The 14,471-nt window shown below is 42.1% G+C and carries 11 protein-coding genes and 1 pseudogene; 7 read left to right on the top strand and 5 right to left on the bottom strand.

Going from position 1 to position 14,471, the window contains the following annotated elements; genetic code table 11:
• Nucleotides 1-71: 71 nt before the first annotated feature.
• Entirely contained in the window at nucleotides 72-746 is a 675-nt protein-coding gene (locus tag BAE31_RS19205; RefSeq protein WP_024424477.1) for a hypothetical protein, read from the bottom strand.
• Between the two features lie 209 nt (nucleotides 747-955).
• On the opposite strand from BAE31_RS19205, the gene BAE31_RS19200 reads away from it, so the two are divergent.
• Nucleotides 956-1,324 (top strand): RlpA-like double-psi beta-barrel domain-containing protein, encoded by a 369-nt coding sequence (locus tag BAE31_RS19200; RefSeq protein ID WP_024424478.1) that lies wholly within the window; start codon nucleotides 956-958, stop codon nucleotides 1,322-1,324.
• A gap of 73 nt (nucleotides 1,325-1,397) precedes the next feature.
• Nucleotides 1,398-2,447 (top strand): hypothetical protein, encoded by a 1,050-nt coding sequence (locus BAE31_RS19195; RefSeq protein ID WP_076841145.1) that lies wholly within the window; start codon nucleotides 1,398-1,400, stop codon nucleotides 2,445-2,447.
• Between the two features lie 214 nt (nucleotides 2,448-2,661).
• On the opposite strand, the gene BAE31_RS19190 is transcribed toward BAE31_RS19195, so the two are convergent.
• From BAE31_RS19190 to gabP, 3 genes and pseudogenes are all read right to left on the bottom strand, one after another.
• The gene (locus tag BAE31_RS19190; RefSeq protein ID WP_076841144.1) at nucleotides 2,662-3,033 is read right to left on the bottom strand and encodes a carboxymuconolactone decarboxylase family protein; all 372 of its coding nucleotides are present in this window, start codon (nucleotides 3,031-3,033) and stop codon (nucleotides 2,662-2,664) included.
• Nucleotides 3,034-3,308: 275 nt separating this feature from the next.
• A complete protein-coding gene (locus tag BAE31_RS19185) occupies nucleotides 3,309-4,841 on the bottom strand; it encodes a multicopper oxidase family protein (RefSeq protein WP_076841143.1) in 1,533 nt (510 codons plus the stop codon).
• 89 nt (nucleotides 4,842-4,930) lie between these two features.
• Nucleotides 4,931-6,327, bottom strand: a pseudogene (gene gabP / locus BAE31_RS19180) (GABA permease); the annotation flags it as partial.
• Nucleotides 6,328-6,809: 482 nt separating this feature from the next.
• On the opposite strand from gabP, the gene BAE31_RS19175 reads away from it, so the two are divergent.
• The 5 genes from BAE31_RS19175 (at nucleotide 6,810) to guaA (ending at nucleotide 13,903) form a co-directional block, all read left to right on the top strand.
• Nucleotides 6,810-7,709 (top strand): cation diffusion facilitator family transporter, encoded by a 900-nt coding sequence (locus BAE31_RS19175; RefSeq protein ID WP_076841141.1) that lies wholly within the window; start codon nucleotides 6,810-6,812, stop codon nucleotides 7,707-7,709.
• Nucleotides 7,710-7,811: 102 nt separating this feature from the next.
• Entirely contained in the window at nucleotides 7,812-8,774 is a 963-nt protein-coding gene (locus tag BAE31_RS19170; protein WP_024424484.1) for an AAA family ATPase, read from the top strand.
• Between the two features lie 101 nt (nucleotides 8,775-8,875).
• Nucleotides 8,876-9,961, top strand: a complete 1,086-nt coding sequence (locus BAE31_RS19165; protein WP_249895876.1) for a DUF58 domain-containing protein — start codon at nucleotides 8,876-8,878, stop codon at nucleotides 9,959-9,961.
• A gap of 9 nt (nucleotides 9,962-9,970) precedes the next feature.
• Nucleotides 9,971-12,175 (top strand): transglutaminase TgpA family protein, encoded by a 2,205-nt coding sequence (locus BAE31_RS19160; protein ID WP_076841139.1) that lies wholly within the window; start codon nucleotides 9,971-9,973, stop codon nucleotides 12,173-12,175.
• Nucleotides 12,176-12,361: 186 nt separating this feature from the next.
• Complete coding sequence (guaA, locus tag BAE31_RS19155) at nucleotides 12,362-13,903, top strand: glutamine-hydrolyzing GMP synthase (protein ID WP_024424487.1); 1,542 nt, start codon at nucleotides 12,362-12,364, stop codon at nucleotides 13,901-13,903.
• An 88-nt stretch (nucleotides 13,904-13,991) separates the two neighbouring features.
• Here the strand turns inward: guaA and BAE31_RS19145 are convergent, their stop codons facing one another.
• Entirely contained in the window at nucleotides 13,992-14,468 is a 477-nt protein-coding gene (locus BAE31_RS19145) for a YbaK/EbsC family protein (RefSeq protein WP_076841137.1), read from the bottom strand.
• Nucleotides 14,469-14,471: the final 3 nt, after the last annotated feature.

Genomic DNA, 14,471 nt, shown 5'->3' with positions numbered 1-14,471 from the left:
TGTTTTGATTAAAAGAGAAGTGTTGATAAGCTGTGAACAATAAAAAGCACCCAATGGAGGGTGCTTTTTTCTTATTGTGCTGAAAGGCTTGTACTTAATGGGATAGAAGAAATGACGGTGAATTTAGGAGCTGCGGCACCGGATTCTAAATTTTTACGTAAAAGTGACGATTTGATTGACCCGTCCCAATTTTTATAGACACTTCCTGATGTATTTGCACGAAGCTGTACATTCGAAAAGCTTGCTTGTGAATAGCTGTTTGTTCCATTATCCTGTACGCCATGTACCATTTTGACAACATCAAGGTTTTTCAGACGGCTAGGGTTGTAAACAGGCTGCTTATAGCGCAGTTTCCCGTTGACATATAGTGACACCGTGCCATCACCATTGTTGATGAGCTTTAAGTTGACACGTGCGCCATCTTTAATACTTGTATCGTATTCGCTGTTCCAGTATTTACTGCCGCCTTGTGAGCCGCTGCCCAGAAAAACTTTATAGCCAGAAGACGTTTTTGAAATACCGCTCTCTACAACAGCAGAGCCGAGACCGAGATACCAGTCGGCATAGCCATTTTTTATGGTGGCTGTTTTCGGCAGGACAATATCAGCAGAGATACCTGACCATTTGGCTTCATCTGTTTGCGTCACAATTGCGCCGTGACGAGGACTAGCCGCTGAGGCAGGAAGACTTGAAAACATCAAAACGAAGGCCAAACTTACAATCAAAACGGTGAAACACTTTTTCATGAAAATTCCCCCTTAAATTTGATTCACTTTTATTATATAAAATGAAAGAGGGGGGCTGCTTACAATGTTCTGACTGTTTATGGTAGTATTTATGAACTTTATCGGTCATAAAGTGGTCAACTTGTATTTGAATTGTAATGTGTCTGTAAAATAACTGGGTTCATCTTCATGTATAATGAGTGCAGAAACCAAAAACGGAGGATTTCTTAATGAATAAAAAGCTTATCACGACAATCGTAACAGTAGCTAGTTTATTTTTAGCATTCAGTTTCTCACATGGAGCAAGTGCAAAAAAAGTAAGCGGCAATATTACTTGGTATAATGGTGTCGGCAAAAAAGGCGCAGATGGAAAAAAACTCGGTCATTGGGATGCAGCAACTAAAATGGGCTTTGACGTACCGAAAAAAGGTACAAAACTAAGAGTGACAACAAAAGCGAAACCACATAAAGTGATTACAGTATATAAATATGATGTAGGCAGAATGCCAAATGCTGTATTAGACGTAAGTCCAAAAGCATTCAAAGCACTTGGGTATAAAACAAGTAAAGGTGTCGTAAAAGGGCATTACACTTATTAATACATAGGCATGCAAAGAAGCGGGAAAAGTTCATTTTCTGGCTTCTTTTCTTGTAGAGAGGGTCTGAAAGGCAATGAAAAAATCAACATGGTGGATCATCACAGTCATTGGCGTCGCAGTGATTGCGGCAGTTATTTTCTTCATGATGAAGCCTGGGCAAGAGGCGAAACATACAGGAAAAGTCAAAACAAATCAAGATGCAAAAGACGAATTGCTCGTTTCATTTACAGATCAAAAGTTAAACAATACTTATTACTTGCATGATCGGGCGCTTCATACGGAGAAACTGACAGCATATCCTTCGATTGCTTATGATTCTACGAAACAAGTTTTATATTACACGTATACGGATGAAGACACGCAAAAGGTGAGTATTCGGGAATTAAATGTGAAATCTGACGAAGAAAAAACACTGTTTACGAGTGATGATTCTATCGACAGTATGAGGCTGTCTGGTGACGGAAAGAAGTTATTTCTAAGGTATAACAAGGATTCTGGAGAGCAATTTTATGTCGCATCTTTTGATTTGAAAACACACAAAATGAAGGAGCTGTATCCGGAAAAAAGCAAGGATGATACAGTGAGTTCTTTTGCATATGATCCGACTTCAAATGATTTGGCGATCCAGCATTATTCTTTAAAAGAAGATTATCAAAAAACCGATGAAGCAAATGAAAAGGGCAGAGATCCTGAACCAACAACCATGAAGATCACCCTTCAAACAGGTGAGAAGGGGAAACGCATTGCACGCATCTCACAAACGATCAATGATATTTCATTTTCTCCAGATCATAAGAAATTGATTTATACAGAAGTAAAGGTTCGTAAAGAAAAAGAAATATCCTCGATTAAGATGCTTGATGTAGAAACAGGAAAAACGGCGACACTCGTTAAAAATAGCCAGGATGTTCATATTTTAAGTGCTGCACAGCCGCAATTTTCTACGGACGGGTCGTCTGTTTATTTCTTAGGTGTTGCAAAAAACGCAGAAGAATTAAAGGATGACACTGGACGAAAGGCGAAGGTAAGAACGATTTTTGAATACAATATGAAGAAGAAAACGGTGGAAGCCGCTTGGGAGAAGGATGGCGGAATCGTTAACAATTTCACTGTCAATCGATAAAGGAAACGTTCAGTTATTTATATAACTGGACGTTTTTTTATTTTGTCTCTTGAAATGCTGGAGAAATGGTGGGTCTATAGATGGAAAATCAATTTTTAAGCAGTGATACGAGGGCTATTTTCATATTTTGCTTATGTGACAGAGAAAAAGGAAAAGAGTAATATGAGTGAACATAAAAAAACGAGAGGATTGATGACATCTCGTTTTCTCTGTTTTATTTGTTTTCATCTAATAAGTTTTGAAAGATAAACAGGGCGTTAATGGAGTGAGGGAAGCCAGCAACCTTTGTACAGTGTTTAATAATCTCCATAATCTCTATGACAGAAAGTCCGATATGTAATGCTTGTTGAAAATGAGTCTTTAAGTCTTCATCACAATTGCCTTTTGTGATGAGGGAAGATAATGTGCTGATGGCCTTTTGTTTTTCATCTAATATGAAGTGATTGAATTCTTTTTGTTCACTGAGTTCAATGGTTAGTTGTTCAATGTTTGACCGAATGCTCTCGTTCTCATGAATTGAAAGCTTCTCTCTGTTACCTGCCGCTGTTTCTTGTTTGACCTGGCAAGTCTCTTTTTCTTCATTCAAATTGAACTCCTCCGTTTTTTATCGCAATTTTCCATTTGTTCGTTCATTATGGCTTATGTGCCTTTTGATAGATGTAATGGGTATATAGTAGTATTATCGGTTTGCTGCGTCAACTTTTTAAGTATGGAATGCTCTTCAAAGGAATGATTCATGCGATTTATTTTTCCATTTTGAAATGGATCATAAAAGGGCTAATGAATAGATGTCCGTTAGCCCTTTTGTAATCAGCAGTTTCATACAAGTTCTACGCTTTTAGCGGAAGAGTGGTTTCATTTTTACTGAATGATATCCATCGGCCTCATCATGTCATAATCTTCATGCTCTAAAATATGACAATGCCACACATATCGGCCGCTGTATGGAACAAATCGAGCAACGATCCGAATGACTTCACCTGCATGCGCCTGAATGGTGTCCTTGTAGCCTTGTTCATGTAAAGGAGGCGCTTCGTTTGGTCCTGTATACACAATTTCTCCTATCGATTGATAGACTTCTGTATCAAATGGCCTTCTGTCTAAAACCCTAAATTGAACAAGGTGCAAATGAATAGGGTGTGTCCCCCTGGTTGGATTGACGATAGACCAAATCTCTAGACTGCCAAGACGAGGATTTTCTGTGACAGGGTCATTCCAAAATTGGTTATCGAGCAATAGGATAGGGCGGCCATATTTATCCTGCGTGCCGGTAAGTGTGAGCGTACGCTCTCTATCAGCTCGACTTGGCCGAAGCGGTGGCAGGGGTTTGAAAATCGGACGTAATGTTTTAGGTACTCTCCCTTTTAGTGGACGTATGACCTTGAATTGCATAATGTTCGCATCTGTTTCAGGATTCACATCCTGTCCGCAGCCGGCTGTATTTTTGAGAGTGATCGTTTTGTTTTCATAAGCTGAAAAGTCGATGATGACATCGAAACGTTCAGCAGGTGCGATGCTAAAGGATTGATGGCGAACGGGTCTTGGCAAAAAGCCACCATCGGAACCAATTTGCAAAATTGTAGCGTCGTTATCTAGATGCAGCTCGTAAGTTCTAGTATTGGACGCATTTAAAATACGAAAACGGTATTTTCGCGGCTCTACTTCTAAATATGGCCATACTTTTCCATTGACTAAGATCGTTTCTCCACAAAAAAAGGGCACGATGGATGGGTCTGGTATGTCACTGTCCTCTGGCGTATCGTTTGGTCTGCTAGGATAAAACAGTGAGCCATCCTCCTGAAACGTCCGGTCCATAATCATTAAAGGAATGTCATAGTCATCTTTCGGCAGCTCTAAGGACTTTTCAAATGCATCTGAGATCAAATAAAACCCAGCTAAACCGGCGTACACATTTAGTCGTGTCAATGCCATCGCATGATCGTGATACCATAATGTGCAGGCTTGCTGATGATTTGGGTAGACGTAAGTCTCTCTTTCAAAAAAAGGGCCGGTTGTTTCAAAGTCCCGTGAAAACCAGGCCTCTGGGTAGCCGTCACTGCTTGCTGGTGTGACGCCGCCATGCAGATGAACGACTGTTTTGACCTCTGGTTCATCGTGATGACCGGAGTGGATGGAGTGATCGACAGGCAGAAAATGTTTCAATGGCAATTTGTTCATCCATTTCACTTTGACCTTTTCATTTCGATTGGCTTTAATGGTTGGACCAGGCAAGCTGCCATTATAGGTCCATAGCTTGGTTGGGGGCAGGTCTCTATGAACTTTTAAGAATACCTCCTCCATAGCAATCTCATAATACGTTTGTCTTGGGTTCTTTTTGACGGGCTCCGCGACTTCTGGAATTGGAAGCTCGTCAACAAATTTTTCTAGGTTCATGTTGACTAATCCTCACTTAAATTCAATTTGATACAGTATAAGTGCGGACATCCAAATAGGTGAATAAAATAAAAAAACCCGCTTTTCAGCGGGAGAATTACGGGTGTTTATTTTCAAGCGCCGCATTTGCAGGCACTTTTTTATTCGGTTTAAAGATAAAATAAGCAGCCAGTACGCCTAAGGTAATGATACTCGTCAAAATGAGCTGCGGCCGCATGGATTCGATAAACAGCATCGATGCCAAGATGGCGCAAATGACCAAAATGGTAAAGTACGTGAGGTATGGGAACAGCCACATTTTGATTTTGAGCTGTTCTGGATTTTCTTTTTCGATTTTGCGTCGCATTCTTAATTGTGAAACGGCAATGACCAAGTAGACAAGAAGAGCAATGGCGCCAGATGCATTGACTAAGAACAAAAAGATGGTTTCAGGATAAAAGTAGTTCATCATGACGGCAATGTAGGAAAAGAAGGTACCTGCGACTGTAGCCGCTACAGGAACACCACGTTTGCTGATTTTCATAAAACGTTTCGGTGCTTCGCCTCTTTCTGCTAATGAATAAAGCATTCTGGACGTTGTGTACAACCCGGAGTTTAAACAAGATAAAACAGCTGTTAAGACAATGACGTTCATGACTTGAGCGGCTGATGGAACACCAATGTATTCTAATACCGCAACGAACGGGCTTGTTAAAATACTTGCGGAATTCCAAGGAAGCAAGGTGACAACGACAGCAATTGATCCGACATAGAATACGATAATACGCCATACAACAGAGCGGGTGGCTGTCGTCACAGATTTGACTGGGTCTGCTGATTCACCGGCCGCTATGGCCACAATCTCCGTTCCCATGAAGGAAAAGATGACGACGACGATTCCGAGTAACACAGAGCTGAATCCATTTGGAAGAAAACCGCCGTTCCCTGTTAGATTGGCAAGACCTGAAGTATGATGACCGCCAAAACCAAAGATAAATGCAAAACCAATGAGTAGAAAGAGAATGATGCTGACGACTTTAATTAGTGAAAACCAATATTCAAATTCGCCAAAAGATTTAACAGAAAAGATATTTGTTAATGTTAAGAGGATTGTGAGGATAAGACTTGTGAGCCAAACAGGTGCATCTCCATACCAATATTGAATAATGGCAGCACCGGCAATGGCTTCGATGGCGATGACGATCACCCAGAAGAACCAGTAAAGCCAGCCGATTGTAAACCCGGCCCATGGACCGATGGCATCGCTCGCATATTGTGAGAAAGAACCGCTTGTCGGATAGGCACATGCCATTTCTCCAAGCATTCTCATAATAAAGATCACCAGAAGTCCGGCAAAAGAATAGGAAAGAATGGATCCAGGGCCTGCAGAATGAATGACAGCGCCGCTACCAACAAATAGCCCTGCCCCAATGACCCCAGCAATGGAGATCATCGAAATATGTCTTGTTTTAAGGTTTTTTTGAAGACCGTTTGTCATGTTGGACATTTCTTTACCTCCAAACATTTCTCATGAATAGAGAATTTGTTTTTAGAATATTTTAAATTTTATCATACTGAATTGTCATTCAGCATTGGACAGGTTATCAAACTGACATTTCAAACCTCTTAACATGGTGTTAAAAAGTAGAAAGGATTTGAGAGATTATGTTCCCTCTTTTCCCTCTGTTTATTTTTAAAATAGCATAAAAAAGGAAGGAGGGAAGTTGTGTCTCGAAATAAAATTATTCTGATAATTTACCAGAGAAGAGTGATTTGACGATATGTCCATTTCGAAGAGAAATGGAAAAAGGTTGATAGGAGTAGGTCTTGAGGTCATTTGACCTTATAAAAATAAGTTTACTTAGGTCAACACATTTCTATTTATCCTATTTTGCTGACATAAGCGAATCATGTTGCTGTAGACCCACACGGGCTTTGCTTTGTAAGATAAATAATAGAAAAGTGATGTGTGAGGAGGCGCGGTTCAACATGGAGCGCTATAACGAATTAAGACAAGGTGAAACAGGTGCTTGGGTCAGCATCATTGCCTATGTGATCTTATCTGCGGTCAAACTCATTATTGGGTACGTGTTTCATTCAGAGGCCCTTTCGGCAGATGGATTGAATAACACGACGGATATTATTGCATCCCTTGCTGTGTTGATTGGGCTGCGTATTTCTCAAAAGCCGCCTGATGAAGATCATCCGTATGGTCATTTTAGAGCGGAAAATATTGCGTCTCTTGTGGCTTCCTTTATCATGATGCTTGTTGGACTTCAAGTTTTGCTGAGTGCAGGCCAGTCGCTCTTCTCATCTGAGCATCAAACGCCGGATATGATCGCGGCTTGGACGGCAGCAGGAAGTGCTGTTGTGATGTACGGTGTGTATATTTATAACCGCAATCTGTCCAAACGAATTAATAGCCAGGCTCTCCATGCGGCAGCTGCTGATAATAAGTCAGATGCGTATGTGAGTATTGGCACATTTGTAGGAATCATGGCTTCTCAATTTCAGCTGGCATGGATTGATACGCTTGCAGCGTTTGTCATTGGCTTAATTATTTGTAAAACTGCGTGGGAGATTTTCAGAGATGCCTCTCATTCGTTAACAGACGGTTTTCATATCAAAGATATGTCTAAATATAAAGAAACCATTGAAGCAACACCAGGAGTAGGCGATTTAAAGGATATAAAAGCGCGTTATCTTGGAAGTACTGTTCATGTGGATGTAGTGGTTGAGGTCGAGCCTAACTTGAACATAGCAGAAAGCCATGATATTGCAGATGAAATTGAACGGAGAATGAAACAGGAGCATGATATTTTACACTCTCATGTTCATATGGAGCCATCAAGTAAGCCAAAAGAAGAGAAGAAGTCTTTCCCATCGTGAGAAGGCTTCTTTTTTATACGTGCTGATGTTATATGCAAATGCGCGTTGTATGGTAAAGTTAGACTATATGAAAATTGACAGAAACGTGATAGGAGGATCAGGATGGCATTTGATGAACCGATGCATTCAGATTTACAAAAAATCGTAGATAACATCAATAAAGTCATGGTTGGGAAAAAAGATATTGCGATATTAAGCCTTGTTGCGATTTTGGCGAAGGGGCATGTGCTGCTAGAGGATGTGCCTGGTGTAGGAAAGACGATGATGGTTCGTGCTTTGGCAAAATCCATTGGCTGTGAGTTTAAGAGAATCCAATTCACTCCTGACCTTTTGCCTTCAGATGTAACAGGCGTGTCGATTTACAATAAAAAGACGAATGAATTTGAATTTAGGCAAGGACCGATCATGGGGCAGATTATTTTGGCTGATGAGATCAACCGGACCTCTCCTAAAACACAATCAGCATTGCTTGAAGCGATGGAGGAAGGCAGTGTCACAGTGGACGGAGAAACGATGCCGCTTGCGGATCCTTTTTTCGTCATGGCGACGCAAAACCCAGTGGAATATGAAGGGACGTATCCGCTGCCAGAAGCGCAAATGGACCGGTTTTTATTCAAACTGCAGATGGGATATCCGACCATGCTCGAGGAGCTGGAGGTGCTCAACTTGCAGGAGAAGCAATCCCCGATTGATACGCTCCAAGCTGTCATGACAAAGGAACATATCCATGCGTTGCAGCAGGCTGTTCAGACTATTCATGTGGATGCATCCATTAAAGAATATATTGTTGAAATTGCTCAAGCGACGCGTAAACACCCATCTGTTTATCTAGGTGTGAGTCCAAGGGGATCGATCGCCCTGATGAAAGCGGCACAGGCGTATGCGCTTTTGAATCAGCGTGATTATGTGATTCCTGATGATGTACAGTATTTGGCGACTTATACATTACCGCATCGTATGATTTTGACATCAGAAGCGACATATGAAGGGAAGAAGGCGGAGACACTGCTGCGGCAAATGCTTGAGCAAATTGGCGTGCCAGTTCAAAAGTCGATGACTCAATGAAGTCACGTCATCGTGTAGCAATTTCATTATGGTTAAGGGTGATGATGCTCATCATTCTCACTGCGGCAGCCTTTTGTTATGCCATGTTTCAGGGAGGGTTTGTGAGTTGGTTCCTTTTTTATGCATTTTTACCATATGCTTTGTATGCATTGCTGTTTGCACTTGTTCCGCTTCGCGCGACAGCCAAGAGGACAATACAGCAAACACGCTTAAAGGCGGGGGATGTGCTGTCCGTTGACCTTGAAATCAAGCGGACACATCCATTTCCGTACGTTTACGTCATGATAGAGGATGCTCCGCCAGACACCTTTCACTTAAAGGAACAGATTGAAATGAAGCAAATGCTTTTTCCTTGGTTTCGGAAAACATGGCGATTTTCCTATCAATTGAATGATGTCATGCGGGGAGAGCATCATTTGACAGCCGTTAGAATCAAAACGGGGGATATGTTTGGTTTTGTTGAAAAGGAAATCATCATTCCGTTAGAGAAAAAGCTGCTTGTCTACCCAAAAGTGCTGGATATCCCTGTAGAGCCTGCTGAGTCAGTGAGTGAAAATGGTGGCAAAGCGGTTCACTCGTGGTTCAATGAACCGGCCCATGTGACAACAGGCGTACGGGAATACCAGCAAGGAGACCGGTTTGCTTGGGTGGACTGGAAGACGACGGCCAGAAGAGGCCAGCTGATGACGAAGGAATTTGAACAGAATCAAGCAAAGGACCTTGTCGTGTTTGCTGATTTTACTGATCAAACTGTTTTTGAAACAGTCGTCTCGATTGCGGCATCTGTTCTTCAAACGGCTGTGAAAAAAGGCGTGCCGTCAGGTCTTGTCCCTCTAGGAGATCAGCAAGCCTTTCGAGTCGATCAAGGGGAACTTCATTTACAGGACATACTTTATTATTTAACAAGGGTGCAGCATCAGTCTTCCCGGGCACTAGAATATAAATCGTTAGCAGCGAGTGAGTACCAGCATTCAGGAAAATATGTCGTCACGGGTCAGCTGCAGGAGGAGCTTGCGGCAGGTCTCTTTGGAAATCGAAACAGAAAGAACATCACCGTGCTTTTAGTGAAGAAAGCCGTTGACCATTTGACGACAAAAGAAAAACAGCTTGTAGACCGGCTCAAGGCTTCTGGAATACGCATCACCCTTTTATTTGAAGACCGGCTGCACGAAAGAACTGTGAGGTGACAAACATTTATGCTGCATACGCATCTGCGGCAAAGCCGTTTTGAATTGTTCATCTATTATGCTGTAGCTTTTCTGCTGCTATGGGAGTGGCTTCGTCCACTTCAAGATTTTACAGAGACGAGCCATACGTCTTATTTCATCATTTTTATCGGGCTTACGTGTTTGTTTACGTTCTTTCGTCTAAAGTGGTATGTGACGTTTCCTATTTGTGCTGGACTGATTTTGCTCGCCTTATATTTGATCTTTTATCAATCAGCGCCAGGCTATCCGGCTGCTTTGTTTGCTGATATCAAGGATAATATCACGTTAATGAGCATGGGCATGTGGAGTGACATGTATCCGTCTTTCCGCACATTGTTGTTTTATATTTTGCTGTGGCTGCTTGTCTACTTGCTTCATTATTGGGTGGTCTATCAGCAGCGTATCTTTTTCTTTTTACTGATGACGATTGTGTATGTCACGATTCTTGATACGTTTACGCCATATGATGCGACCTTTGCGATCATTCGTATTATGGTATTTGGCTTTTGTTTGCTTGGATTGCTGTATTTCGATCGACTGCGTTCAGCTGAGGGCGTTCGGGTGTCACAGAAAGCGCGTCTAAAGTGGTTTTTGCCCATGCTGGCGCTTGTCCTCCTATCAGCGACACTCGGCGCTTCTTTGCCGAAGTCAGATCCAAAATGGCCCGATCCTGTCCCGTTTTTTAAGGCGGTCACGAATCAAGATGGGGCAGCTGGGCAGAATAAAGTGGGATATAGTGCAGATGATTCGGCGCTTGGCGGACCGTTTAGTGAGGACCGCACACCTGTCTTTAAATGGAGCGGAAAGGAGCCGTCTTACTTTCGTGTAGAGACAAAAAGTATTTACACAGGAAAGGGCTGGGAGGATGCTTCAAATGATACGAAGCCTACTCGGCTAAAGGACGACACTGTGCCGAATCGGTGGTTTACTGAGCGAGTGAAAACAGAGGAGCATGAAACAAGAATTGATATAGAATCGGATTATCGATTTAATCATGCTGTGTATCCTATTGGAACGATCATGCTGACGCCAATGGAAAACATTCCGCTGCAAATCATGGGCAAAACGGAGAAAATTGTCCCGTCTATGCAAAACCCGCCTAAAAATTTAGGGAACTATCAAGTCAGCTTTTTATCTCCTACATTTATCCTGGAGGATTTGCAAAGGATTAAAGTACCGACAAAGAAGCAGGTGAATCAGCAGGTTGGCCGTGAATACTTGCAGCTTCCATCGTCACTTCCAGAGCGTGTGAAAACTTTGGCAAACAGCTTAACGGAAACGAAGGACAATATGTATGATAAAGCGAAAGCAATCGAAGATTATTTAGGATCTGCGAAGTTTTCATATGAAACGCAGAATGTCGCTGTGCCTGGTCGTAATGAAGATTATGTGGATCAATTTTTATTTGATACGATGATTGGCTACTGTGATAACTTTTCAACCTCTATGATTGTGATGCTTCGTTCGATCGGAATTCCGGCGAGATGGGTGAAAGGGTATACGTCTGGTCAGTTATATGAAACACAAATGGATGGAAACAATGTGTATGAAGTGACCAATAACAATGCGCATTCATGGGTAGAGGTTTATTTTCCAAACAGAGGCTGGGTCACCTTTGAACCGACAAAAGGATTTACAAACCCAGAGACATTTACGAATGAAGCTGTTTCAAGCGATCAAACGGATGATCAAAAGGAAGAAGAAGATCAGTCTAGTTCTGATGCAAGTGAAGAAAAGCAGCAAGACCAGCCGCAGCAGCAGGAGAGAGAGCAGCCGGCACAACCAAAGGAACAAACAGCGCAGGCAAAGCCAAATATGGTGCATGTTGGTTGGGTTATAGGTTATGCGGCAGGAGCTATTGTCCTGCTTGGATTCATCAGCTGGATGCTTTATCGATTCAGAACAAGATGGCTGCCATTCTTTATTGTAAAAAAGGTGAAACGTCTGCCAAAGGATGAAGCATTCTTCTATGCATATGCGGCTCTATTAAAGCAGCTAGGGCGCAGAGGAATCGAGAAAAAGCCAGGTAGGACGCTAAGAGAATTCGCTTCGCTGGTTGATGAGAAGGATGGAGATCATCATATGTCAGAGCTGACGCAGCTTTATGAACGTGCGCTCTACCGGCGAGAGGATGCCTCGGCGCTTTGGCAGCAATCGGCAAAGTTATGGGAAAATTTAATAAACAGGAGATAGTCTTGACCGCGTACCTTCCTGTTGTTAGAATAGGTGAATATTAAAACCTTCTAAAATACATGAAATTGAAGCGTTCGGATGTGAGTCTGGGCGCTTCAAAAGCGTGATTCACACTGAGAGCAGGTTTTCTCCTCTCATTTTTTCTGTGCGTTTATAAAAAACTATATTGGACATAGAGGTGACACCATGACAAATTTAGTAAATGAAATGATTTTGGTTCTCGATTTCGGCAGTCAGTACAATCAGCTGATCACACGCCGTATTCGTGAATTTGGTGTGTACAGTGAGCTTCATCCGCACACTTTAACTGCTGAAGAAATTAAAGAAATGGCACCTAAAGGAATCATCCTTTCTGGTGGACCAAACAGTGTTTATGATGAAGGATCTTTCCGCTGTGATGAAAAGATTTTTGATCTAGACATTCCGGTTCTAGGCATTTGCTACGGCATGCAGCTCATGACTCACTATTTAGGCGGGAAAGTAGAAGCGGCCAGCCAGCGTGAATATGGAAAAGCAGATATCCATATTAACGGAACACCTGCTTTATTCAAAGACCTTCCAACTGATCAAGTCGTTTGGATGAGCCATGGTGACCTCGTTGTGGAAGTACCAGAAGGCTTTACAGTCGATGCAACAAGTGCACATTGTCCAAACTCAGCCATGAGCTTAGCTGAGAAAAATTTCTATGGCGTTCAGTTCCACCCAGAGGTTCGTCACTCTGAGTACGGAAATGACCTATTGAAAAACTTTGTCTTCGGCGTGTGTGATTGTGATGGCAAATGGTCAATGGAGAACTTCATTGAAATCGAAATGCAGAAAATCCGTGAAACAGTAGGCGACAAGCAAGTATTGTGCGCATTAAGCGGCGGTGTGGATTCATCTGTTGTGGCGGTATTGATCCACAAAGCCATCGGCGATCAGCTGACATGTATTTTCGTTGACCATGGTCTTCTTCGCAAAGGCGAAGCAGAAGGGGTTATGAAAACATTTAGCGAAGGTTTCAACATGAACGTGATTAAAGTAGATGCGAAAGATCGTTTCTTAAACAAGCTAAAAGGTGTGTCTGATCCTGAGCAAAAACGTAAAATCATCGGTAACGAATTCATCTATGTATTCGATGACGAAGCGGACAAGCTAAAAGGAATCGACTACTTAGCACAAGGAACACTTTACACAGACATCATTGAGAGCGGAACAGCAACGGCACAAACAATCAAATCTCACCACAACGTAGGCGGTCTTCCAGAAGACATGCAGTTCGAATTGATTGAGCCACTCAATACGCTATTCAAGGATGAAGTCCGTGCCCTAGGTTCAGAGCTTGGCATTCCTGATGACATTGTCTGGAGACAGCCATTCCCAGGTCCAGGACTAGGTATCCGTGTACTAGGTGAAATTTCTGAAGAAAAACTAGAAATCGTCCGTGAATCGGATGCAATTCTACGCGAAGAAATTGCCAACTTCGGCCTTGAGCGCGACATCTGGCAATACTTCACGGTTCTCCCAGACATCCGCAGCGTAGGTGTTATGGGTGACGCAAGAACATACGACTACACAATCGGCATCCGTGCTGTTACATCTATTGATGGTATGACGAGTGACTGGGCAAGAATCCCTTGGGACGTGCTAGAAAAGATCTCAACTCGTATCGTCAATGAAGTGAAGCATATTAACCGCGTGGTGTATGATATTACGAGTAAGCCGCCTGCTACGATTGAGTGGGAATAATTGTAAAAGAGCTAAAAGCCTTTGTGTATCAAGGGTTTCTAGCTCTTTTTTATTTTTAACTGCACTTTTTCCTTCCGTCATCATGTGTTCATTCATCATTCCATCCCTTACACACATCAATCCATTGTGAATAACCGGAGTATTTTTCTAATTGTTTTATTGTGAGTTCAATAGCACTGTTACTGCTCCCGCAGGCTGGATAGACTGTCTCAAAACGTTTGAGTGAAATATCTAAATAAACAGAAACGCCATTCTTTATAGCAAAAGGACATACTCCGCCAATTTCATGACCGACCAAGTCAACAACCTCATGAGGAGAAAGCATTTTAGCTTTTGTTTTAAAATATTCCTTGAATTTTTTGTTATCAACTTTTGCATCGCCAGAGGTCACAACTAAAATAGCTTGTCCATTTACTAGAAAGGAGAGTGTTTTTGCGATTCTTTCAGGTTCGCAGCCCAATGCAGAAGCAGCCAAGTCTACGGTGGCACTAGATACTGAAAACTCTTGAATTCGAGTATGCATATCATATTGTTTAAAATAATCTTTTACTTGTTTGATGGACATTAT

The sequence above is a fragment of the Bacillus sp. I-2 genome (assembly GCF_001974945.1).
GTDB classification, from domain to species: Bacteria; Bacillota; Bacilli; order Bacillales; family Bacillaceae; genus Bacillus; species Bacillus safensis.
The sequence above is the reverse complement of the archived record's forward strand: the minus strand, read 5'-3'. Positions and strand labels throughout refer to the sequence as shown.